The sequence below is a fragment of the Natrinema sp. LN54 genome (assembly GCF_052439245.1).
Lineage (GTDB): Archaea > Halobacteriota > Halobacteria > Halobacteriales > Natrialbaceae > Natrinema > Natrinema versiforme_A.
Map to the genome: position 1 here is coordinate 160,924 of NZ_JBQVRP010000006.1, position 21,590 is coordinate 182,513.

General features: G+C 66.7%; 19 protein-coding genes, 1 tRNA gene and 1 pseudogene. 17 read left to right on the forward strand and 4 right to left on the reverse strand.

Annotated features, from left to right (window positions below; genetic code table 11):
* Positions 1–89 precede the first annotated feature (89 nt).
* Positions 90–383: a PRC-barrel domain-containing protein gene (locus ACT4ML_RS17895; RefSeq protein ID WP_138245363.1), complete on the forward strand. Its 294-nt coding sequence runs from the start codon at positions 90–92 to the stop codon at positions 381–383.
* Between the two features lie 32 nt (positions 384–415).
* Here ACT4ML_RS17895 and ACT4ML_RS17900 read toward each other — a convergent pair whose 3' ends face one another.
* The gene (locus ACT4ML_RS17900; RefSeq protein WP_444722084.1) at positions 416–1,873 is read right to left on the reverse strand and encodes a DHH family phosphoesterase; all 1,458 of its coding nucleotides are present in this window, start codon (positions 1,871–1,873) and stop codon (positions 416–418) included.
* Positions 1,874–2,037: 164 nt separating this feature from the next.
* On the opposite strand from ACT4ML_RS17900, the gene ACT4ML_RS17905 reads away from it, so the two are divergent.
* Positions 2,038–2,111 (forward strand) — tRNA-Lys (locus ACT4ML_RS17905).
* Positions 2,112–2,230: 119 nt separating this feature from the next.
* Here ACT4ML_RS17905 and ACT4ML_RS17910 read toward each other — a convergent pair.
* Together ACT4ML_RS17910 and ACT4ML_RS17915 are read right to left on the reverse strand one after the other, a co-directional pair.
* Positions 2,231–2,998 (reverse strand): SDR family oxidoreductase, encoded by a 768-nt coding sequence (locus tag ACT4ML_RS17910; RefSeq protein ID WP_444722085.1) that lies wholly within the window; start codon positions 2,996–2,998, stop codon positions 2,231–2,233.
* A 148-nt stretch (positions 2,999–3,146) separates the two neighbouring features.
* Positions 3,147–3,403: pseudogene (locus ACT4ML_RS17915) on the reverse strand (IS4 family transposase); the annotation flags it as partial.
* Between the two features lie 46 nt (positions 3,404–3,449).
* Here ACT4ML_RS17915 and ACT4ML_RS17920 point away from each other — a divergent pair.
* A complete protein-coding gene (locus ACT4ML_RS17920) occupies positions 3,450–4,385 on the forward strand; it encodes an alpha/beta hydrolase (protein ID WP_444722086.1) in 936 nt (311 codons plus the stop codon).
* 78 nt (positions 4,386–4,463) lie between these two features.
* On the opposite strand, the gene ACT4ML_RS17925 is transcribed toward ACT4ML_RS17920, so the two are convergent.
* Positions 4,464–5,975, reverse strand: coding sequence for a hypothetical protein (locus tag ACT4ML_RS17925; protein WP_444722087.1), 1,512 nt, complete (start codon positions 5,973–5,975; stop codon positions 4,464–4,466).
* A gap of 236 nt (positions 5,976–6,211) precedes the next feature.
* Here ACT4ML_RS17925 and ACT4ML_RS17930 point away from each other — a divergent pair, with 236 nt between their 5' ends.
* From ACT4ML_RS17930 to ACT4ML_RS17995, 14 genes are all read left to right on the forward strand, one after another.
* Complete coding sequence (locus tag ACT4ML_RS17930) at positions 6,212–6,886, forward strand: MBL fold metallo-hydrolase (protein WP_444722088.1); 675 nt, start codon at positions 6,212–6,214, stop codon at positions 6,884–6,886.
* Positions 6,887–7,095: 209 nt separating this feature from the next.
* Positions 7,096–10,257 carry a molybdopterin-containing oxidoreductase family protein gene (locus ACT4ML_RS17935; RefSeq protein WP_444722089.1) on the forward strand — a complete coding sequence of 1,054 codons (3,162 nt, stop codon included), beginning with the start codon at positions 7,096–7,098 and terminating at the stop codon, positions 10,255–10,257.
* Positions 10,257–11,438: a 4Fe-4S dicluster domain-containing protein gene (locus tag ACT4ML_RS17940; RefSeq protein ID WP_006429982.1), complete on the forward strand. Its 1,182-nt coding sequence runs from the start codon at positions 10,257–10,259 to the stop codon at positions 11,436–11,438. The genes ACT4ML_RS17935 and ACT4ML_RS17940 overlap by 1 nt, the downstream gene beginning before the upstream one ends.
* Positions 11,439–11,445: 7 nt before the next feature.
* Positions 11,446–12,150, forward strand: coding sequence for a TorD/DmsD family molecular chaperone (locus ACT4ML_RS17945; protein ID WP_444722090.1), 705 nt, complete (start codon positions 11,446–11,448; stop codon positions 12,148–12,150).
* The gene (locus ACT4ML_RS17950; RefSeq protein ID WP_444722091.1) at positions 12,147–13,178 is read left to right on the forward strand and encodes an ethylbenzene dehydrogenase-related protein; all 1,032 of its coding nucleotides are present in this window, start codon (positions 12,147–12,149) and stop codon (positions 13,176–13,178) included. The genes ACT4ML_RS17945 and ACT4ML_RS17950 overlap by 4 nt, the downstream gene beginning before the upstream one ends.
* Positions 13,175–14,077, forward strand: coding sequence for a HEAT repeat domain-containing protein (locus tag ACT4ML_RS17955; RefSeq protein WP_444722092.1), 903 nt, complete (start codon positions 13,175–13,177; stop codon positions 14,075–14,077). The genes ACT4ML_RS17950 and ACT4ML_RS17955 overlap by 4 nt, the downstream gene beginning before the upstream one ends.
* Positions 14,074–14,766, forward strand: a complete 693-nt coding sequence (locus tag ACT4ML_RS17960) for a hypothetical protein (protein ID WP_444722093.1) — start codon at positions 14,074–14,076, stop codon at positions 14,764–14,766. The genes ACT4ML_RS17955 and ACT4ML_RS17960 overlap by 4 nt, the downstream gene beginning before the upstream one ends.
* Before the next feature lies 1 nt (position 14,767).
* On the forward strand, positions 14,768–16,045 hold the full coding sequence (locus ACT4ML_RS17965; RefSeq protein WP_444722094.1) for a P-loop NTPase: 1,278 nt from the start codon (positions 14,768–14,770) through the stop codon (positions 16,043–16,045).
* Between the two features lie 97 nt (positions 16,046–16,142).
* The gene (mobB, locus tag ACT4ML_RS17970; protein ID WP_444722095.1) at positions 16,143–16,694 is read left to right on the forward strand and encodes a molybdopterin-guanine dinucleotide biosynthesis protein B; all 552 of its coding nucleotides are present in this window, start codon (positions 16,143–16,145) and stop codon (positions 16,692–16,694) included.
* 133 nt (positions 16,695–16,827) lie between these two features.
* Entirely contained in the window at positions 16,828–17,790 is a 963-nt protein-coding gene (locus tag ACT4ML_RS17975) for an extracellular solute-binding protein (RefSeq protein ID WP_444722096.1), read from the forward strand.
* Positions 17,787–18,716, forward strand: coding sequence for an ABC transporter permease (locus ACT4ML_RS17980; RefSeq protein WP_444722097.1), 930 nt, complete (start codon positions 17,787–17,789; stop codon positions 18,714–18,716). Before ACT4ML_RS17975 ends, ACT4ML_RS17980 begins: the two co-directional genes overlap by 4 nt.
* Positions 18,717–18,849: 133 nt before the next feature.
* Positions 18,850–19,518, forward strand: coding sequence for a helix-turn-helix domain-containing protein (locus ACT4ML_RS17985; protein ID WP_444722098.1), 669 nt, complete (start codon positions 18,850–18,852; stop codon positions 19,516–19,518).
* A gap of 181 nt (positions 19,519–19,699) precedes the next feature.
* Positions 19,700–20,464, forward strand: coding sequence for an enoyl-CoA hydratase/isomerase family protein (locus ACT4ML_RS17990; RefSeq protein ID WP_444722099.1), 765 nt, complete (start codon positions 19,700–19,702; stop codon positions 20,462–20,464).
* A 100-nt stretch (positions 20,465–20,564) separates the two neighbouring features.
* Positions 20,565–21,467, forward strand: a complete 903-nt coding sequence (locus ACT4ML_RS17995) for a hypothetical protein (protein ID WP_444722100.1) — start codon at positions 20,565–20,567, stop codon at positions 21,465–21,467.
* Positions 21,468–21,590: the final 123 nt, after the last annotated feature.

Genomic DNA, 21,590 nt, shown 5'->3' on the forward strand with positions numbered 1-21,590 from the left:
CGCCTCTTTCCTCGTCGCCGCCGCACGTTCGGTCCGGTGACTGTCGCGTCTGACCAAAAGTTAAGAGTCCGCCACGCATGAGCCCAGACATGGACGACATTCCCCAAGAAATCACGTCTCTCGTCGGCCGCGAGGTCTACTCGAACAACGGCGTCTTCGTCGGCGAAGTGGAGGATCTCCGGCTGAACGTCGACGGCGAAGCCGTCACCGGACTGGCGCTCGCGAACCTGAACAGCGAACTGTTCGCCGACGAAGCCCGGAGCGGACAGGGTATCATCGTTCCCTACCGCTGGGTCCGTGCCGTCGGGGACGTGATCCTGATCAACGACGTAGTCGAGCGCGTTCGCGACCCCGACGAGGAAGAAGACGAACTGCTGGCCTGAATCCGATATCGACTCGCGTTTTCGTTCGGTTCTCAGCTTCCGTTCGAGCCTTCGCTGCTGCTGCCCCCTTCGACCCCCATCGCGTCGAACAGGGTCCGCTTGACCGCTTCTTCGGTCAGGTCGAGCAGGGTGTCCCGCGTGTCCTCCGAGATTTCGATCCCGGTGAAGATGCCCAGCGGGATCTCCGCGCTGGCCTGCGTGGAGTGGCCGGCCGTCTCGCCGATCTCGCCGTAGGCGTCGGCGAGGACCTTGCCGATGTTGATGCGGATGTCCTTCGAGCGACCCGCGAGGAAGATCGTCTCGTCTGCGATGCCGAAGACCGCGGTGGTCGTGACTCCCTCGAGGTTCAGGAGGTGGCTGGCGGCCTGGGTCAGCGCCTCGCGGTCGCGGACGAAACCGGCGTTCGAGACGAGGTGGCTGCCCTGTACGTCGCGGTTCGTGATCGCCTCCGCGAGCACGTCCAGCGTCTCGGGGGACATCGACGGCGACTCCACCTGCTCTAAGGTGTCGTGGTTCGCGAAGGGGTAGAGATAGGCGGCCGCAGTGAGATCGGCGGGGGTGGTGTCGCGTTTGAAATCCAGCGTCTCCGCGCGGATACCGTAGAGTAAGGCCGTCGCGACCTCCTCGGAGACGTTCATGTCGAACTCCTGAATGTACTTCGTCATGATCGTCGACGTCGAGGACATGTTCGGCCGGATGTCGACGAACTCGGGTTCGAACTCCGACTCCGTCTCGTTGTGATCGATGACGATGTCGACCGGGAGCTCCATCTCGCTCGAGGTGGCGTGATCGACCAAGGCGACGGTGTCGTAGATCGAGCGGTCCTCGATCTCGTCCCACTGGACGAGGTCGATCCCGAGCAGGTTGACGAACGCGCGGTTCTCCTGATGACCGACATCGCCGAGGTAGATGATGTCGGATTCGATACCGAGATGGTCGGCGATCGCCTGTAAGGCCGCCGCGCTGGCGATCGAGTCCGGGTCCGGACTGTCCTGCGTGATGATCGCCAGCCGGGTCGAGGTCTCCTCGACTAACTCGGCGAGTTTGCCCGCGTTGTACTCGAGTTCGCCCGACTCGAGGGCTCGGAGCGCCGATTCGGCGATGACCGAGGACGGGTTGATGACGATGTCGGCCCCGAGTTCGGAGAGTTCGTCGCCGGAGACGGGATCGCTCGCACGGGCGACGATGAACTGCGTGTCGCCGTTGTTGCGGATATGCTCGACGGCGCGCTTGTTCGATTCGACGTCCGAGGCGAGGATGAGGACGACGTCGCGGTCGGCCACTAACTCGGCGATCTCGGACTCGCGAATGTCGGCCGTCTGGGCGTCGAGGTCCTGATCCCGGAGGGATTCGACGCGGCTCTCGTCTCGATCGATGATGGACACGTCCTTGCCCTGTTCGACGAGTTCCTCCGCGACCGCGTACCCCACGCTCCCACAGCCCAAGATAGCGTAGTCAGAAATCGACGAAATCGTAACCCCCGTGCTCATATGCCCGAGTGGTCGGACCGGTCGCACTTAACGGTCCCGAAGCGTCCTACGTCGTGAAACTCCGAACCGGACGACTCGAGGGCGGTGACGCCCCCCGTGGACCACTGCCACGGTGCCCGCCAAGGGAAACGTATTTGAACGACCGAGGGAAAGTCGGAGGTACAGGGCCGGTAGCTCAGTCCGGCAGAGCGTCTGACTCTTAATCAGACGGTCGCGTGTTCAAATCGCGCCCGGCCCGCTACTCTGCTGCGAACAAATTCGTGAGCCGTCAGTAACGGATCCGAAGCGATTTGAAGTAGACGAGTCGCAGCCCGCGAAACGAAGTGAAAAGGAACGTCTCGGCGTCGGAGTGATATGTTAGGTGTTCGATTGGCCACCGTCAACGACGAGCGACTCGCCGTTCACATAGCCAGCGAGGTCGTCTGAGGCAAGATAGAGCGCTGCACCCGCGACGTCCTCGGGCTGACCGAGCCGTTCCATCGGTGTGTTCTCCGCGCTTTCCTGCGTTGCGATCGGGACATCGTCTTTGGTCATCTCAGTCTCAATAACGCCCGGGTGAATTGCGTTCACTCGAATCCCCTCCGGCCCGAGTTCGTCTGCAAGCGAGTACGTGAGCAGGCGTATCGCCCCCTTCGTGGTGTGATAGACCGAGAACGTCGCCTGACCGATGATGCCGGCGACGCTAGACATGTTGATGATGGTGCCCCCGTCACCTTGCTCGAGCATTTTCTTTGCTGCGGCTTGCGCTCCGAAGAACACTCCTTTGACGTTGATGTCCATCATCTGGTCGTACTCGTCTTCTGTCACCTCCACGAAATCCTTCTGACGGAAGATCCCGGCATTGTTCATCATGATATCAATCCCACCGAACTCATCTGCCGCGTCTACTGCCTCAACGAGGCTATCGGTGTCCGTAACGTCGCAGTCCACGAACTTCGCATCAACACCATACTCGTCTGCAACGAGTTGGTGGGTTGGTTCTCCACCTTCTCGTGGGCTCTCTTGAATGTCCGCGACTACGATATCTGCCCCTTCTTCGGCATAAGCCTCCGCAATCGCACGACCGTTCCCGCTTGCGGCACCTGTTATTACTGCAACCTTTCCATCGAGAAGTTGTCCAGGCATGCAAGTATCTCTCCGATCGATGGATATAATACACTTCGGGACGCGGAGGAAGTGTTCTCCTACCCCAACGACTTTCCCGGCTGGTAAATAGCTAAAAAGGCATCGAGATCGAAGTAGATGATACTCGGATGGCTGAATTACCGCCGTTCAACGCCCTAACGTGAGAACGGAAGTCACCCCCGCATTCTGGCGGAAAGACCATTTCATCGTCTACCTGTTCGGTGACCGGATCGAGCAAATCACGACTTACCAGCAGTGACAGCAACGCCGCATACAACAGCATCCAACGAGATACGTCTTGCTCGTATCGAACTCGTCCAGTTCGTACTGTGTCTTCAACGTACGGAACAGCGATTCCACCCCTCATCGATAGCGATGGATCGTCGCTATATCTGCGGGGAGAAACTACTGGACCGGAAATGCTTTGTCCGGTTCGTCAAACCGTCTTGACATGAACGCAGACAGGATCGATCCGCAGGCGAAAGCGGCACTCGAGCGCCAGCAGCGGATCCCGATGCCACACAGCCGCTACGGACTGAAACTCCTCCGGCTCCTCAGCGGACCGCTGATGCGGCTTCGGAACCGAAACGGGCCGGCCGTCGGGCGGACCATCGATCGAACGATCCCCGGTCCCGCGGGCGATCTCGACGCTCGTCTCTATCTGCCCGACGCGAGCGGGCCGTTCCCCACGGTCGTCTTCTTCCACGGGGGCGGGTACGTGCTGGGGAGCATCGAGACGCACGACTGGCTCTGCCGGCACCTCACTCGAGAGAGCGGCTGTGCCGTTCTCTCCGTCGACTACCGACTCGCCCCCGAGCACCCCTTCCCCGCGGCGGTCGAGGACGCCTACGCCGCCGTCGAGCGGGTTGCCGCACACCCCGAGGCGGTCGCCGGGGACGGGCAGGTCGCAGTCGCGGGCGATTCCGCCGGCGGGGCGCTCGCGGCCGTCGCCGCGCTCATGGCCGCCGAGCGCGACGGCCCCGAGATCGAGTATCAGGCGCTTTGCTATCCGAGCGTCGGCATCGACGCGGACCAGCCCTCGGTCCGGGAGCACGCCGGCATCGTCCTCGGAGAGGACGATATGGAGTGGTTCCGGGAGTGCTACTACGAGAGCGAGATCCACGAGCGCAACCCCTACGCCGATCCGACGAACGCCGGTGACGTCTCCGGGGTCGCTCCGGCGACGGTCGTCACCGCCGGGTTCGATCCGCTCCGCGACGGCGGCAAGGCCTACGCCGAACAGCTCGTCCGCGACGGCGTCCCGACGCGCTACGAGAACTACGAGGACATGATTCACGGCTTCATGACGCTCCGCGACGTCGATCGCGCCCGCGAGGCGATCGCGGACGTAGCCGGGGATCTCGCCGACGCGCTCGAGCGCGACTGACCGCGCCATTACACGGTCGACTCGCGCTCGACCCGAACCGACGAGAAACGGCCCGCGACGAGCGACGCGACCGGCGCGCTACCGATCGTCCCGAACGCCGTCGGGGAACTCGTTGGCCGCGAGAGAGACGGAGCCGGAGTCGTCGATGATGCGCAGCGAGTAGCCGTCACCCGCGGAGGCGGCGCGGGTGTCCTCGATCGCGACGCCGTCCGCGCCGTTGACAACGATCGGCGTGTGCGTCGTCTCGAACTCGGAGTCCGCGACGGTGGCGTCGTCACCTCGGATCTCGAGCCCGCGGCGCTTGTCGGGTCCCCGCTGGTCGACGGACAGGCCGACGAACCGACACTCTGATCGCTCGCAGAAGATCGCGTGTCGAAGCGTCGTTCCGGCCGCGTCGCCGGTGATCCGGACATCCTCGAGGTCGACCCCCGTGGCGTCCGTGCCGAGGATCCGGACCGCGTTCCCGCTCCCGTCGATCTCGATGTCGACGTCTTCGATTGTCGCCGACCCCACTCCGGGATCGATCCGAATCCCGCTGTTCGGCCGGTCGCCGACGGCGATCCGTGAGTCCGCAATCGACGCGCGCTCGACGTCGTTCATGACTCTGATCGCGTCGCCGTTCGGTCGCGGCGCGTCGACGGTCACGCCCTCGAGTTCGAACCGTCCCCCGCGATCGAGTCGAATCGCGTGCTGGCCCCTCGAGTCGTGTGGGTTCTCGTCGACGGTGATCGTCGCGTCCCTGATCTCGCCCGCCGTTCCGCTGAGTCGAATCGAGGCGGTGCCACTGTTTCGGAACCGGCCGCCGTCGACGCCGACCCGCCCGGTCTCGCTCGAGACGTACAGTCCGTTGTCCGGGAAGCCGCCGAGCACGCAGCCGTCGAAGACGAGCGTTCCGCGGTGGTGGTGGTCGACGCTGATGCCGGTCGGCCCGCGCCACATGGTCCCCGCGTTCGGCGTCTCGTCGACGTGGCGGCCGCCGTCCGACGCACAGAAGCGTTCGACGCGACCGCTCCCGTCGGGGTCGGTGACGTTGAACAGGCCCGGCCCCCACGTGCCGCTGTCGTGGACGCCGTCGACGAAGACGTTCGCCACGACGAGGCCGTCTTCGACCTGTGCGCTGAGGACGCGGATACCCGTCTCCGACGCCGTCTGATCGACGCGGAATCCCTCGAAGCGGAGGTCCCGCCCGGGAGCGTCGCTGGTCCCCATTCGGAACAGGCGATACTGCGGCCCGTCGAACTCGCGGTAGGTCGCCGGCACCAGCGTCGCGTCCTCGCCGACGAACCCGACGTTCTCGAAGTCGGTCAGCCGGAGCTGTTCGTCCATGTAGTACCGCCCCTCGGGGAACTCGAGTAGCGTATCGTCGCCGACGTGCTCGCGCAACACGGGCGTGACGGACTCGCTGCCGCCGTCGTCCGCACCCGCCTCGACGACGTCGACGACGGTCTCGTACTCGTCTTCGCGGTCGTTCTCGCTGTCGGTCGCCGATACTACGCCACCGGCCGAGACCGCCGTCCCGAGTCCGATGAGACAGCCTTTGAGGTACGATCGCCGCCGATACCGCCGATTGAGCGACTCGTTCGAAGTCACATCCGAGCGTGGGCAGCGGACGACCTTTCGTATGCTCGGCGTAATTCCGTTCGAGATTGCACCGGTATCTGAACTGTCGTGAAATTCGTCGGAACCCGGCTGAAGTCGTCGCTAGAACGGTTTCGTCTGGAGGGAACTTTCCGATAATTGTCAGCTAGGCGCGAGCGACGATCACCGCTCTCGGCGCGGCAAACGGCCGGCCTATAAGCCGACTCGGCCCGTACGCTCGAGCGATCATGCCCGTCGACAGCGTCGACTACGAGACCCTGACGTTCGAGCGACTCGGCCACGCGAGCGTGCGCCTCGAGACCGACGACGGACTCGTCGTCTACGTCGATCCGTGGGGCGAGGTGCTCGCGGACGAACCGGGCGACGGCGACGTGGTGTTCGTCACCCACGACGATATGGATCACTACGATCCGGACGCGCTCGAGGCCGTCGCGGCGGCCGACGCCACCGTCGCGGCCTACGAGGGGGTCGACACCAGCGATCTCTCGTTCGAGGTCATCGACCTGCCCCTCGAGGGCGAGACGACCGTCGCGGGGATCGACGTGCGGACGGTGCCGGCCTACAACGATCCCGAGGGGGACCACCTCGACGAGGACGGAGAGCCGTTCCACGCCGAGGGCGAGGTGACCGGCCTCCTGCTCGCGCTCGAGGGGACGACCGTCTTCTTCCCGTCGGATACGGACTTCCTCCCACATCACGAGTCGATCAGCGCCGACGTCTTCGTCCCGCCGATCGGCGGCCACTTCACGATGGACCGCCGCGAGGCCGCGGCCTTCGCGCGCAGCGTCGATCCCGACCTCGTCTTGCCCGAACACTACGACACGTTCGACCCGATCGAGACCGACGCCGAGGCGTTCGCCGACGACCTCGCTGCCGACGGGATTCGCGTCGAACTGTTCTGAGACGACTGTTTTCGGCGGCTGTCGGTTCACCGGGATCGTCACCACCCTTCTGATCCAGAGATACCTCCCTGGATTTAAAGACCCCCAATTCGGCGGATTTCGGCGGTAGCGTCCCCAACGCGTGGGAACGTGCGGGTTCGGTTAAAGAATAGAGTGAAAACGTCGTCGTGTATGCTACCGAAACGCTCCGCCACACGAGGTGGTCGGTGATGAGTCTCTCGCGACGCGATTTCCTGGCGGCGGCCGGGACGGGGTCGGTCGGTGCCCTGCTCGGCTCCGCGTGGGGAGCGACGCAATCGGTCGACACGATCACGCAGGTCGACAACCCGCTCAAGTCCTATCCCAACCGGGACTGGGAGCAGGTCTACCACGACATCTACTCGTACGACAGGGTCGACTGGACGGTCTGTCACCCCAACTGTACGCAGTCGTGTGCGCTGAACTTCTACATGAAAAACGGGGTGCCGATCAGGGCCGAACAGATCTACCACGAGGAGGAGGGCAGCCCCGGTCCGGGAAGTCCCGGCGGGTACGAGGAGGCGGGCGTCAGCCGCCACTGGAACCCGCGGGGCTGCATGAAGGGGCTGACGCTCCACCGCCGCACGTTCGAGCCGAGTCGGATCAAGTACCCGATGGTCCGCAAGGGATGGAGTCCCGACGACCCCAACCCCGAGGGCCGCGGCGAGGACGAGTTCGAGCGCGTCTCGTGGGACGAGGCCATCGACCTGATCGCTGAGAAGATGGCGAGTCTCGAGGACGAGAAGCGGTTCCACATCTTCAACGCGATCAAGTCGGACGGGCTGATCACGCGCCACGGTGCCGGGCGACGGCTGGCCTCGATCTTCGGCGGCTGCGAGTGGACCGAATACGACTGGTACGCCGACCTGCCGCCGGGCCACGTCATCACGACGGGCTACCAGACCAGCGACGCCGACGCGTCGGCGTGGCGGGCCGCCGACTACACCATCATTCAGGGGAAGAACCTGATTCACAACAAGCTCGCGGACAACCACTTCCTCCAGGAGACCCGCGAGCGCGGCGGGAAGATGGTCGGCGTCTACCCGGACTACTCGCCGACGGTCCAGAAGTGCGACCGCTGGCTCCCCGTTCGGCCGGGCAGCGACCCCGCGTTCGCGCTGGGCGTCGCCCACGTCATCATCGACGAGGAACTGTACGACGCCGACTTCATGCGGAAGTTCACGACGCTGCCGCTCCTGATCCGGCAGGATACCGGGAAGTATCTCCGCGCACACGAGGTGTTCGCGGACCACGAACCGCCCGCCGAGGACAGCGAGCAGCGCCACGAGGAAAACGACTGGGGCGACTTCGTCGCCCTCGACGAGAACGGCGACCCCGTCCCCGTCACCCGCGAGGAGGTCGGCGACGAGACGCCCGTTACGCCCCAGCTCGAGGTCGATACCGACCTCGAGTTGACCGACGGCAAGTCGGTCGGCGTCCACACCGACTTCACCCGGCAGAAGGCGAACATCATGGCGAACTACGATCCGGAGACGGTCGAGGAGATCACGACGATCCCGGCCGACGCGCTCCGGACGACCGCCCGGGAGTTCGCCGACGCCGACAAGGGCCAGTGGTTCACCGGCGAGGGGATCAACCACTGGTTCCACTCGAACGACTCGCTTCAGCGGACGATCTTCTTCGTCCAGTCGATGCTCGGCAACATCGGCGAGCGGGGGGCCGGCTACTACAACTACTCCGGCCAGTACAAGATCGAGTTGCTGGACGGCTACCCGTCCTACGTCAACCCCGACGGGAACTCGGCCCACGGGATGTATCCCGGCTACGCGTTCGCCTTCTTCGGCGGCGAGCAACTCGACGCCCACGAGATCCGCGGGGACTTCGACCGCGAACTCGATCTGGTTCCGCAGGGCGACGCCGAGGAGCCGGTGATGCCGACCAACGCCGAGTCGTACACGATGTCGAAGCCGACGGTCCTGTGGACGATGAACTGCAACCTCCTGAACCAGACCAAACATCAGGAGCACGTCATCGAGAACTTCGTCAAACATCCGGATACGAGCAACGAGCTCTCGATCGTCTCGGACATGCACATGACCTACTCCGCGCGCCACGCGGACATCGTGCTCCCGGTCCCCTCCTGGCTCGAGTGTGACTACCCCGACATCACGGTCGGGCCGGAGAACCCGTTCATCCACATGGACCACGGGGTCATGGACTCGCTGTACGACACGAAACAGGACGGTGAGGCCGTCGCGCTCGTCGCCGAGAAGTTAGACGAGAAGATCCCGCCCGAAGAGCGCAACGTCGACTCCTACCGGGCGTACTTCGACAAGTTCCTCGACGACGACGAGGACGTCCGAGACTACATCCAGCAGACGCTGGACGCGGGGATGACGACCCGCGACATCGACGTCGAGGACATCGAGGACGGCCCCGAGCGACTCCAGCTGAAGACCTATCCGCGGATCCCCTTCTACTCCCAGATCAACGAGGACCGGCCGTTCTACACCAAGACCGGCCGCATGGAGTTCCACAAGGAGGAAGACCGCTTCCTCGAGCTCGGCAGAGCGGATCTGGACCACATCGAGAGCCCCGAGGGGACGCCCTACGGGGTGAACCAGAAGTGGGAGGACGCGAAAGACGAGGAGAACCCGCTATACCACGACGAGGAGTACCAGTTCTACTACAACACGCCCCACCCGAAGTACCGGACCCACTCCTCGTGGGGGATGACCGACTGGAACCTGATCTGGTCGGCGCGTGACTTCGGCTCGACCAACGCCGACCCAGAGGGGACCGAGCGGCTGGTCGACGACTTCTCGTTCCCGCAAGGGGAGGGCGAGACGGAGGAAACCCCGCCGTTGGGCGAAGCCTTCGTCGAGATGCACCCCGAAGACGCCGCGAACATCGACGTCGAGAACGGCGATTACGTCCGCATCAGCGGCAAGCGCGGGGACCTCGTCGTCCGTGTGATGGTCAGCGAGCGCCAGCGGCCGCGCTCGGCCGGCGACATGGGCCAACTGACCCTCTGGCACGGCTGGTGGCCCCAGCAGTTCCCGGACGACGAGGAGCAAGGAGACGGCGTCAAGGGGTACAACGTCACGACGAACATCTGGCTCGATCCGGCCCAGGAGACCGACGACCTCGTCCACAAGGCCGTCTTCGGCGATCCGAACATCTCCGAGCACGTCGAGGACGACATCGCGTGGAAGGGGGCCGAACTCGAGCACGGCTACGAGGAGACCGTCTGGGCACCGACCGGCACGAACCGGGACGACCTCGTGGAAGTCGAGAAGTACGAGGAGGCGGACTGGTGGCCGGGCGACGCACGGAAAGACGAGTTGGTGCAGGACTATATCGGCGGTTCGTTGCAGGGAGGTGACAGCTGATGCCGGAAACCTACAATCCACAACTCGGGCGCGAGCACAGCTACCCGTACGAACACCGCGAGGAGGAACGCGACTGGCACTGGGGGATGATCATCAACATCAACCGGTGTATCAACTGCAACACCTGTTCCTTCGCCTGCAAGTCCACGTGGACGAGCGGAGAGGGCGAGGAGTACATGTGGTGGATGAACGTCGAGACCGAGCCCTACGGCGGCTACCCGATGGGCTGGGACATGCGGCTGCTCGACGACCTCGGCAAGGACGAGACGATCTTCGAGGCCGCCGAAGAGGGCGAGGCCGCCAAGGGCTACGTCGCCCAGAAAGAGGAGTGGGAGTACCCCGCGCTGGGCGACGACCAGGTCCACGGCGAGTACCCCACCGGCGACGTCGTCGAGAGCGACCTCGAGGAAGACGAGTACCACGACATGTGGCAGTTCTACCTGCCGCGGCTCTGTAACCACTGCAAGAACCCCGCGTGTCTGGCGGCGTGTCCGCGGAAGGCGATCTACAAGCGCGAGGAGGACGGCATCGTCCTGCTCGATCAGGAGCGGTGTCGGGGGTACCGCAAGTGCGTGAAGTCCTGTCCGTACCACAAGCCGATGTACAACCCCGAGACGGGCGTCTCGGAGAAGCCGGTCGGCTGCTTCCCGCGCATCGAGGAGGGGAACGTCCCGCGGTGTGTCTCCTCGTGTATCGGGAAGACGCGCCTGCACGGTAACATCAACCGCGGGCCCGACGCCGGCCACCCCAACGGGAACACCGACGCGGCGGCCGGCCGGAGTCCGGTCAACTACCTCGCGAAGAGCGACGAGAAGATAGCGCTGCCGCTGTACCCGCAGTTCGGGACCCGGCCGCAGGTGTTCTACATGCCGCCGTACCACGTGCCGCCGGAGTTCCTCACGCAGATGTTCACGCCGAACACCGACGAGAAGCGCAACGACTGGCCCGGCAGCACCTTCGAGGAATCGATCAAGATCGTCCAGGACCGCGTCCGAAATCCGAGTCACCACGTCCTCGGTATCCTCCAGTTGTTCGGCGCGACCACCCGCCTCATCGAGACCTACACCGTCAAAGAACACCGCGTGAAGGGGTGGGACCGCAAGGGGAACAAGGTCGTCGACATGCCCTTCGAGGAAGAGATGGAGGTCCGCGAGGGCGAGATGTGGACCAATCAGCCCTAACAGACCGATGACACCGACCACTCACACAGCCGATTCCGACTACCACGCCGCGCGGGCCACGCTGTACTGTGCCGCCGCCGCGGCGCTTACCTACCCCGACGAGGGCACCGTTCGCGAACTGCTCGACCCCGAGGCCCGCGAGGGCATCGAACGCGCCGCCGAGCAGCTCACCGTCTCCGCGGAGGCAACCGCGCTGCTCGAGGCCCTCGAGGAAACCCCGGTCGAGGACCTGCAAGTGGCCTACAACCAGCTGTTCGGGCTCCCCAGCGACGACGGGACCTACGCCGTGATCCCCTACGAGGCCCATTACACGACCCGCGACGAGATCAGCAGCGAGCAGCGCCGGATTGCGACCGTCGTGGGGCTCATGGAGGAGTTCGGCCTCGAGCCGAGCGATGACTTCGCCGAGCGTCAGGACCACGTCGCCGCCGAACTCGAACTCGCGCAAGTACTCGCTGGCCAGCGGGCGGTCGCAATCGAGTCGGGCGAGACCGCGGCCGCCGAGCGCGTCGGGCGGGCCGAGGCGACGGTGCTCGCCGACCATCTGGTCGAGTTCGTGCCGGCGCTGGCCCACGACCTGCGGCGGGCGACCGAGGAAGACGCGTACGCGGCCGCGGCGGATCTCCTCGAGGAACTGGTCACCTACGACAACGGCCAGCATCCGGAGCCGACGGTGTCGGCGGAGGCGGCGAACGAGGGTGAGACCCCGTGAGTTCGCGATCCCTCGAGATCGGCTCGGTTTCGATCGACCGCAGCGCCGCGCGCTACGCGACGAAACTGGCCGTGATCGTGTTGTGTCTGGTGCTGATCGCCCAAATCGCGGTGGTGGCGATCTTCACGGGCGGTCCGCTGCCGTTCACCTCGGTCAACACGGTGCCCGCGGAGCCGGACGCCGCCGCGTGGGACGACGCATCGACGAAAACGGTGTCCCTGGACAAACAGCAGATGGCACGACCCCACGGCGGCGGGAGCGTCGACAACGTGACCGTCCAAGCGGTGACCAACGACACGCACGTCGCCTTCCGCATGGAGTGGGAGGATCCGACCGCGGACACGGAGATCAACGAGCCCGACGCCTACAGCGACGCCGCGGCGATCATGCTCCGCAGCGGCAGCGAGCCGCCGGTCGCCATGGGCGCGGCCGGCGAGCCGGTCAACATCTGGTACTGGCGCTCGAGCTGGCAACACTCCGACGCCGATCCGGGCGGTGACATGTACTCGTACCCGCACCCGGACAACGAGACGAAGCCGGGCGAGGCCGCGGGGAACCCGCTCTCGCAGTCGTCGTTCAACCGCTACGGGCAGAACTACTACGCCACCGGTTACGGCTCGCTGACCAACGCGGAGACCCAGCCGGTGGCGGCAAACGGCGAGCGGACCGAGGACGGCTGGGCGGTCGCGTTCCAGCGCGAACACGAGGCCAGCGGCGAGCACGACGCCTCCTTCGAGGAGGGCGAGCAGATGTATCTCACCTACGCCGTCTGGAACGGCAGCGCTGGCGAGGCGAACGGCGAGAAGTCGCTGTCGTACCAGTTCCTCACCCTGGACACCGACGACGGAACGCTCAGCGCGGCGGACTCGGACGACGACAGCGCCGACGCGGAGCGCAACGACGGCATCGTGGCCAGCGCGATGGCATCGGCGAGTTGGCTGGCCGGGGCCGCGACCAACTGGCCCGCAGCGATCGTCCTCGCGACGGTCGCCGCGTGGCTGGTCAGCTACTGGAGGGCGAAACCATGACCGAATACGCGAACCGAAGCGCCCGCGGCCGGGCGCCCGACGACGACGAAGCAACGCTCCGGAGCCGACTCGAGGCCGACCGGGAGCGCGACCGCCGGCGCGCCGCGCTCGGACTGATCGATCTGGCCGACGAGGGCGGGCTGGCACCGCCGACGATCGAACAACTCGCCGGACTGGCGGCCGACGACGGCTCCGAAGACGTGCGGCAGTTCGCCGTCGAGGCGCTCGGCCTCGCCGCGAGCAGCGCGGCCGAATCGGCTGCGAGAGACGCGGCCAGCGAGGCGATCCGATCGGCACTCGCCGACGACCGCGAGTGGGTCCGCGCCGAGGCCGTCGTCGCGCAGTCTCGAGCCGCGCCCGGGAACGAGACCCCGCTCCGGGCGGCACTCGAGGACGACAGCGGCTGGGTGCGGCGCAACGCCGTCATCGCCCTGTCGAAGACGGGCGCGGCCTCTCAAGACTTGCTGATCGACCGGATCAAGAACGATCCCCACTCCGGCGTTCGGGAGTACGCGGCCGACTACCTGCGGGAGTACGCCGACGACGTGGGCGAGAGCGTCCGCATCCTCGCGGCGGTGCTGGCCCGCGACCCGGAGGCGTTCGTCCGGGCGAAGGCCGCGACCAGCCTGGGCGAACTCGGCACCGAGCGCGCCGAGGCGGTCCTCGAGCGACACGGACTGAACGACCGCAGCGACGACGTGCGACGGTCGGCGAAGCGGGCGCTCGCGACGGCCCGCGGCGTCGATCCCGACCAACTCGACATCGAACTGGACGACGAGGCCGCGCCCGGCGGCGGTCCGGGCTCGCGGCGGGAGCGCGAACGCCAGGGTCCCGGTCCGGGGCGCGGCCCCGCGAACTCGATCGACGGACTGACGCAGGGACAGCGTGATCGACGATGACCTACGAACTCGACAGCACACCCACGGACGAATCGCAGCCGGCGGACGACCCGCCGGCGACCGGCGAATCGAACGCGGCCCACGACCGCGAGCACGACGGCTCGGACGAGGGCTGTACGACCGAGAGCAGCGCCGCGGGGACGGGGTCGGGCATAGAGGAGTCCCTCGGCGTCACGATCCCGGACGACCACGTCGGCGCGTTCGTCGCGCAGGCGTTCGAGGACGTCGAGCGCTCGACCGAGTGGACGGAGGCCGTCGAGGCCGTCGTCGCCGACGAGGCCCGCGACGCGTGGCGGTCGCTCTCCGCGCGGCAACAGGTCGTCGAACTGCTGACGATGGCCGACCGGTACGACGAGCGGGCGACCGACCTGCTCGAGGGGATCCCCCTCGATCGGGGCGGGCTCGACGACGACCTGCGCGAGCGGTTCGAGGAGGCGACGCGGCTGCGCCGGAACGCGGACGTCCTCCGGGACGGTATCGCCGCGGGCTACGCCGAGGGGCGGGTCGGCGACGACGAACTGGTCGCGGCCGTCGAGGACTTCGAGTTCGATACCGCGTCGATCGCCGAACGCGAGGACGCGCTCGACACCGTCGCGAACACGTACGATCTCGACTTCCGCCCCTACGGCGGGACGTTGATGACCGAGCGGGAACCCGACGAGGACGCCGAGGAATTCGAGGCTTGGTAACATGGCAAAACACGATATCGTCCCCGAGGAGGTACCGACCGACGACCTCGAAGACCGCGTTCGCGCCGGCCTGCGGTCCGTCGAGGACCCGGATCTCGGCGGGAGCGTCCTCGAGTCCGGACTGGTGACGGACGTGTCGGTCGACGATCGGACCATCAGAATCGCCGCCGATCTCACCGGCTTCGACGAGCCGACCGCGGAAGACATCACCGAGGCGCTCCGGCGAAACGCCCTCGCCACTCCCGGCGTCGAGCGCGCGACCGTCGAGGGCGAGACGCCCGCGGACGCCGCGGCCGAGGACATCGACGGCGCGGCGGGCGTCGACACCGTAATCGCGGTCGCCAGCGCCAAGGGCGGCGTCGGCAAGACGACGGTCTCGACGCAACTCGCTCGAGCGCTGGCGGCCGACCCCGACCGCGATGTCGGCCTCTTCGACGCCGACCTCTACGGGCCGAACGTGCCGGACCTGCTGGACCTCGAGGGGCCGGTCTCGGCCGACGCGGAGGGGAACGCCGAACCGATCGACGACGGGAATCTCACGGCGATGAGCGTCGGGCTCATCGCGAACGACGAGCCGCTGGCGTGGCGCGGCGCGATGGCCCACGAGGCCGTCAGCGAACTCTTCGAGGACACCGCGTGGGGCGATCTCGACGCGCTCGTCATCGACCTGCCGCCGGGGACCGGCGACATCGTCCTGACGGCGCTGCAGTCGCTCCCGATCGACGGCGCGGTACTGGTCAGTACGCCACACCCGACGAGCGTCGGCGACACTGCCCGGAGCGCCACGCTGTTCGAGGAAAACGGCGTCCCGCTGCTGGGGACGGTCGTCAACATGCGCGGCTTTACCTGCGAGTGCGGTCGCGAACACGATCTCTTCCCGGAGACCGACATCGAGGCCGAACTCGACCAGCCGGTGCTGTGCGAACTCCCCTTCGACGAGCGGGTTCGGGACTTCGGCGCGGACGTGCCGGCCGAGACCGCGGCGCTGGCCGACGCCGTGCTCGAGCGACTGGACGACGTCGGCGACCTCTCGGTGCCCGACCACGCGCTCGACCTGCGCGGGCTCCCGAAGTCGATCCGCCACGAGCAGGCGATCGAGGAGTTCCGCGCGACCGAGCCCGGCGAGGCGTTCTACCTGCTCAACGACCACGACCCGTCGCCGCTCGCGGGCGAACTCGTGACGGCCGTCGGGCTCGAGGGACCGCCCGGCGACGCGTTCGAGGAGTACGCGGTTCGTCGGCGGGCACCCGACGAGTGGGTGATGGTCGTCGAACGATAGCGTCGGATGTCGGTCGGCGCCCGTCTCGCGGGACCGCCCTCCGGCCCACCGGCGATCGTTCGAACGGATCTTGTCGCTGTGACGATGAGCGAAACACATGTCTCAGGACTCGAGGCTGCGGGTCGTCTGTCTGGCCGGCCCGAGCGACGCCGGGAAGACGACGCTCATCGAGGCCCTCGTCAGCCGCCTCGCCGCGGACAGTCGCGTCGCGACGGTCAAGTCGATCCACCACGACATCGAGATCGACACGCCGGGGACCGACACCCACCGCCACCGGACCGCCGGTGCCGAGACCGTCGTCGGCATCACGCCGACCCTCACCTTCGACATCACGACGCGCGGCAAGCGAAATCCACCCGCGTCCGCGGCCGACCCCCTCCTCGAGTCCGACGACCCCGAGATTCGCGCGCTCGCGAGCACCCTCGAGCGACTCGCGCGCCGCGGCTACGACCTCGTGCTCGTGGAGGGGTTCGCCGAGTCGCCGCTGCCGACGATCCTCGTCGGCGACCGAGAGCCCTCCGCGGTGGGTGGGCCCGTCGTCGGGCGCGGCGACGACCCGATCGACGAACTGGCCGCGACGATCCGCTCGCTCGAGGGACTCGCGATCGATGACCAGACGACCGGAGAGTCGGACGCAGGGGCGGAGTAACCGCCCGAGAACATCGCAATTCGGACGCCAGCGGCGAGCGGAGGCTTCGGCTTCGAGTAACCACATTCGGTTATCTTCCCACAATATAGGAACCGAAACCAGTTGTATTTATGCCGGAGATCGAACGGGACGTATGCACAGTCGCGACGGTCGCGACGACCGCGCCGGACCGACCCGCTGGAGTCGGCGGAACGCGCTCGTCGCGGCGGGCGGACTCACGGCGGGGCTGGTCGGCGCGGCGGGCTGTCTCGGTGGCACCGACGGCGTTCGCGTCCTCGCCGCGGGCAGTCTCGCGGTCGCCCTCGAGGACGGCGTCGGGCCGGCCTTCGAGTCCGAGTCGGGGCTGGGATACGAGGGCGAATACTACGGGACGAACGCCGTGTTGCGGCTGGTCGCGGACGGGACGAAGCATCCGGACGTCGTGATCGGAGCCGACGTCGACCTCCTGCGGGAGCGGCTCTATCCCGCGCAGGCCGACTGGGACGTCGAGTTCGCGGCCAACGAGGTCGTGATCGCCTACGCGCCGGAGACGGGGCCGGGCGCGCGACTCGCGGACGGCGAGCCGTGGTACGAGGTCTTCGCCGACGCCGAGGACGGCGCGATCGCGATCAGCGACCCGGACCTCGACCCCCTCGGCTACCGGGCGCTTCTCCTCTTCGAACTCGCCGAGCGCGAATACGGCCTCGAGGGCTTTCGCGACGCGATGGCCGACCGGGTCGCCCGCGTCGCCGACGAGCCGCAACTGCTCGCCGGACTCGAGAACGACACGCGAGCCTGCGCGGTCGCCTACGGCAACATGGCCGCCGAGCGCGACGTCGCCGTCCGGAAACTCGACGACGCCTACAACTTCGGCGACCCCGCGTCCGCGGACCGGTACGCGCGGGCGAGTTACACCACCGCGGACGGCCAGACGGTCGAGGGGTCGCCGGTCGTCTACAACGCGACGGTCCGCACCGACGCCGACGACCCGGACGCGGGCCGGGAGTTCGTCTCGTTCCTCCTCGAGAACGGCGACCTGCTCGCCGACCACGGACTGCGCGTCGACGACTCGCTGCCCCGATTCCACGGCGATCCGCCGGAGGGGATCGACCTGTGAGCCGCACGGATCGGGGCCCGAATCGGGACCGGAGCTCGAATCGGAATCGGGATCGGGACCGAACTCAGAGCCGCGACCGCCATCGCGACAGCGACCGCGAGCCAGCGGAGTCGACCGCGGGCGCGTCCCGGTTCGACGCGGACCTCGAGCGACTCTCAAGCGGACTCGCCGTGCCGGTGCTGCTCGGCGCGGTGTTGCTCGCGTATTTCGTCGTCCCCGTCGCGGTCTTTCTGTCCCGAATGCGGACGGTCGACGTTCTCGGCGGGCTCGCGGATCCGACGGTTCGGGACGCGATCCGGACCTCGCTGGTGACGGCACCGGTTTCGACGGCTATCGCGACACTCTTCGGCGTTCCGCTGGCCTACGTCCTCTCGCGGGGTTCGTTCCGCGGGAAGCGGCTGGTCGAAGCCGTCGTCTTGCTGCCGCTGGTCGTCCCCCCGATCGTAGGCGGCGTGATGCTGTTGACCGTCGTCGGACGGTACACGCCCGTCGGCGCGGCCGCCGCCGCGCTCGGCATGCCGCTGACCGACAGCCGCGCCGGCGTGGTCCTCGCACAGACGTTCGTCGCCGCGCCGTTTCTCGTCGTCACCGCCCGCGCGGGCTTCGACGGCGTCGATCCGCGGCTCGAGGAGGCTTCGCGGACGATGGGGTACGGACGGCTCCGAACGATCCGGCTGGTGTCGCTGCCGCTCGCGCGCAACGCCATCGCGGCCGGGATCGTCCTCACGTTCGTCCGGGCGCTCGGCGAGTTCGGCGCGACGATGATGGTCGCCTACACCCCGCGGACCATGCCCACCCAGATCCGCGTCTCGTTTATCGCCCGCGGGATCGACGCCATCGTCCCGATCGCGCTCGCGCTTCTCGCCGTCGCCGCGATCGTCGTCCTCGCCGTCCAATTGCTGGTCGGGACGCCCCGTCGACGCTAACCCGCCGCGTCCGCGACGCTGTCGCGGCTCCCGCAATCGAACCGATCAGAACGCGTGTAATTCGCTCAAACCGCTTCTAAGTGCTTTGGAAGTGGGGTTATGGACGTTGTCGCCATATCCATAGATGAGACTCATGACATCCATCGCAGACATCGAGATCCCGGCCGACGGAACCGGAACCGGCGAGCTGTTCGAGGCCGTTCCCTCTCTGGCGTGCGAAATGGAGCAGGTAATCGCCTCGAGCGGCCACGGACTCTGGCTGTCGGGACCGTCCCAGCCGGAGATCGAGGACGCGCTCGATGAGGCCGGTGCGATCGGGACGTATTCCCAGATCAGCAGCGACGAGGACCGCTGGCTCTACGACATCGAGTTCGAGCCCGACACCGTCGACCCCTTCGAGATCATCCTCGAGGAGGGGGGGACGGTCCTGAGCGCCTCGGCCTCGAACGGCACGTGGCTGCTCAGCGTCCGCGTGGTCGACCGCGAGAGCGTGAGTTCGCTGTACGACCGCCTCGATAACAACGACGTGACGCCGACCATCGTCCGGCTGTTCGATCTGGCCGAGGAGACCCACTCCCAGTGCGGCCTGACGACCCGCCAGTACGAGACGCTGGTCGCGGCGATCGATCACGGCTACTTCGAGATCCCCCGCGAGGTCTCGATGCAGGAGCTCTCCGAGGAACTCGGTATCTCCCATCAGGCGCTCTCCGAACGCCTGCGCCGGGCCTACCGCGCGCTCGTCACGTCCGAACTCAACGTGACCGAAGAGGACACCGCCGCGCCGCCGATCCCGACGAACTAACTCGCGACCGCACACCGACGGCCCGTCCACCGGCTAGACTCGATGCTTTTCGGCGACCACTCGACCGACAGTGAGTCGAATCGCCGGTCGGAAGCGGCCGCTCGAGCCAGCAAACGGATCCCGATGCCGTGTGGCTCGCGGACCGCCGACCGTTAAGAGCCGGGCCTCCGTTCCTTCCGGTATGCAGATCGACACCGACGACGGCGTGTTGCGGCTGCGGTTCGACCGACCCGACGCGCGCAACGCCCTCACGACCGAGACGGCCGGCGAACTGGCCGAGACGATCGAAGCCGCGACGCCCGACGAGTACGACGCGATCGTCATCACCGGCGAGGGAACGGCGTTCAGCGCCGGCGGCGACCTCGAGTCGCTGGCGGAAACCCCGGAGTCGTCGCAAGCGGCCTACGAGGAGGTCACCGAGACCTTCGGCCGCGTCGTCGAGGCGATGCTCGAGTGTCCGGTGCCGATCGTCGCGAAGGTAAACGGCGACGCCATCGGCGCGGGGCTCTCGATCGTCGCGCTCGCGGACCTCGCGTTCGCCGCCGACGACGCGACGTTTTCCTGTGCGTTCGTCAGGGTCGGGCTGATCCCCGACACCGGCGGGACCGTCATGCTGCCCCACATCGTCGGGCTGCGGGCCGCGAAACGGCTCGCCTTTACCGGCGAATTCTTCGACGCCGATCGCGCGGCCGACCTCGAGTTGGTCAACGAAGCGGTTCCGGCCGACGAACTCGACGATCGGGTCGCCGAAACCGTCGCGGGGCTCGCGAACGGGCCAACGGCCACGATCGGGATGATGAAACAGGCGATGCACGAGAACATGAGCCGCTCGTGGGACGAGGCGCTCGATTACGAGAACCTGCTGCAGGCACAGGCCCGCACGTCCGAGGCCCACGAGGAAGGCGTCGCCGCGTTCCTCGAGGATCGGGACCCGGACTTCGAGTAGCTGGACGGTAGCGCTCGGCGTATTAGTCACCCACCGGACACGTCCGCAAGCACCAGCAAGCACCACGGCCTTGCGGGGATATACCGTTAGTAAAAGTGCAATGTCCCCACAGTTTACCGACGACGACATCGGCAAGCACGTCGTCAACGCCGACGGTGAGGAGGTCGGGATGGTTGCCGACGTCCAGCAGGGTACAGCACACGTCGAACCGGATCCGGGCATTACGGACACGATCAAGGCGGCGCTCGGCTGGGGCGGCGGCGGTGAGGAGACCTATCCGCTCCAGGATCAGGCGGTCGGTCGCGTGACCGACGACGAAATCCACCTCGAGAGCGATCTCTCCGGGAGCGGAACCGGAGCGACCGGTGGCAGCGCGGGAACGGAGACCGGAACGACGGATACCGGCACCGAAACCGGGATGACCGACACCGGCACCGGCACCGAGACCGGGATGACAGACACAGGCACCGACACCGAAACCGGGATGACAGACACAGGCACCGACACCGAAACCGGGATGACAGACACAGGCACCGACACCGAAACCGGGATGTCCGACACCGGAACGACCGGAGCCGCCGGCACCGGCACGGACACCGATCGAGGAATCGATCGGGACGAGGACGATATCAGCGGCACCGACGACGAGGGCGTCATCCGCGACGATGACGACGACGAACTGCTCGGCGACGACGATGATAGCCTCATCGGCGACGACAGCAACGACAGACGCGGCACCAGCGACGATGACGGCCTGATCGGTGACGACAACGACGACGATCTCATCGGCGACGACAACGACGACAGACGCGGGACGAACGACGACGACAGCCTGATCGGCGACGATACCGATGATCGTCGCGGGACGAACGATGACGATGGGCTCATCGGTGACGACAACGACGACGACAGCCTCATCGGTGACGACAACGACGGTGATGACGACGATGGGCTGCTAAGCGACGATGACGACGATACCCGTACCGGCAGCAACACCCGGTAATACCGCTTCTCAGTCCCCCTCGAGTCGACTGCCGCGGCTGCGACCGGAATCCGTTTTTGTTTCGACGACACTGCACCCTCCCAACAACCCCTCGAGCGGCGGGTCAGCGCGGTGTTAGCCCGT

Bases quoted from the DNA above. Each gene is read 5' to 3' on its own strand.
- ACT4ML_RS17975 (WP_444722096.1), top strand. From the start codon at position 16,828: ATGCACAGTCGCGACGGTCGCGACGACCGCGCCGGACCGACCCGCTGG.
- ACT4ML_RS17930 (WP_444722088.1), top strand. From the start codon at position 6,212: ATGCCCGTCGACAGCGTCGACTACGAGACCCTGACGTTCGAGCGACTC.
- ACT4ML_RS17935 (WP_444722089.1), top strand. From the start codon at position 7,096: ATGAGTCTCTCGCGACGCGATTTCCTGGCGGCGGCCGGGACGGGGTCG.
- ACT4ML_RS17995 (WP_444722100.1), top strand. From the start codon at position 20,565: ATGTCCCCACAGTTTACCGACGACGACATCGGCAAGCACGTCGTCAAC.
- ACT4ML_RS17965 (WP_444722094.1), top strand. From the start codon at position 14,768: ATGGCAAAACACGATATCGTCCCCGAGGAGGTACCGACCGACGACCTC.
- ACT4ML_RS17895 (WP_138245363.1), top strand. From the start codon at position 90: ATGGACGACATTCCCCAAGAAATCACGTCTCTCGTCGGCCGCGAGGTC.
- ACT4ML_RS17945 (WP_444722090.1), top strand. From the start codon at position 11,446: ATGACACCGACCACTCACACAGCCGATTCCGACTACCACGCCGCGCGG.
- ACT4ML_RS17920 (WP_444722086.1), top strand. From the start codon at position 3,450: ATGAACGCAGACAGGATCGATCCGCAGGCGAAAGCGGCACTCGAGCGC.
- mobB (WP_444722095.1), top strand. From the start codon at position 16,143: ATGTCTCAGGACTCGAGGCTGCGGGTCGTCTGTCTGGCCGGCCCGAGC.
- ACT4ML_RS17900 (WP_444722084.1), bottom strand. From the start codon at position 1,873: ATGAGCACGGGGGTTACGATTTCGTCGATTTCTGACTACGCTATCTTG.
- ACT4ML_RS17955 (WP_444722092.1), top strand. From the start codon at position 13,175: ATGACCGAATACGCGAACCGAAGCGCCCGCGGCCGGGCGCCCGACGAC.
- ACT4ML_RS17985 (WP_444722098.1), top strand. From the start codon at position 18,850: ATGACATCCATCGCAGACATCGAGATCCCGGCCGACGGAACCGGAACC.
- ACT4ML_RS17940 (WP_006429982.1), top strand. From the start codon at position 10,257: ATGCCGGAAACCTACAATCCACAACTCGGGCGCGAGCACAGCTACCCG.
- ACT4ML_RS17960 (WP_444722093.1), top strand. From the start codon at position 14,074: ATGACCTACGAACTCGACAGCACACCCACGGACGAATCGCAGCCGGCG.
- ACT4ML_RS17910 (WP_444722085.1), bottom strand. From the start codon at position 2,998: ATGCCTGGACAACTTCTCGATGGAAAGGTTGCAGTAATAACAGGTGCC.
- ACT4ML_RS17990 (WP_444722099.1), top strand. From the start codon at position 19,700: ATGCAGATCGACACCGACGACGGCGTGTTGCGGCTGCGGTTCGACCGA.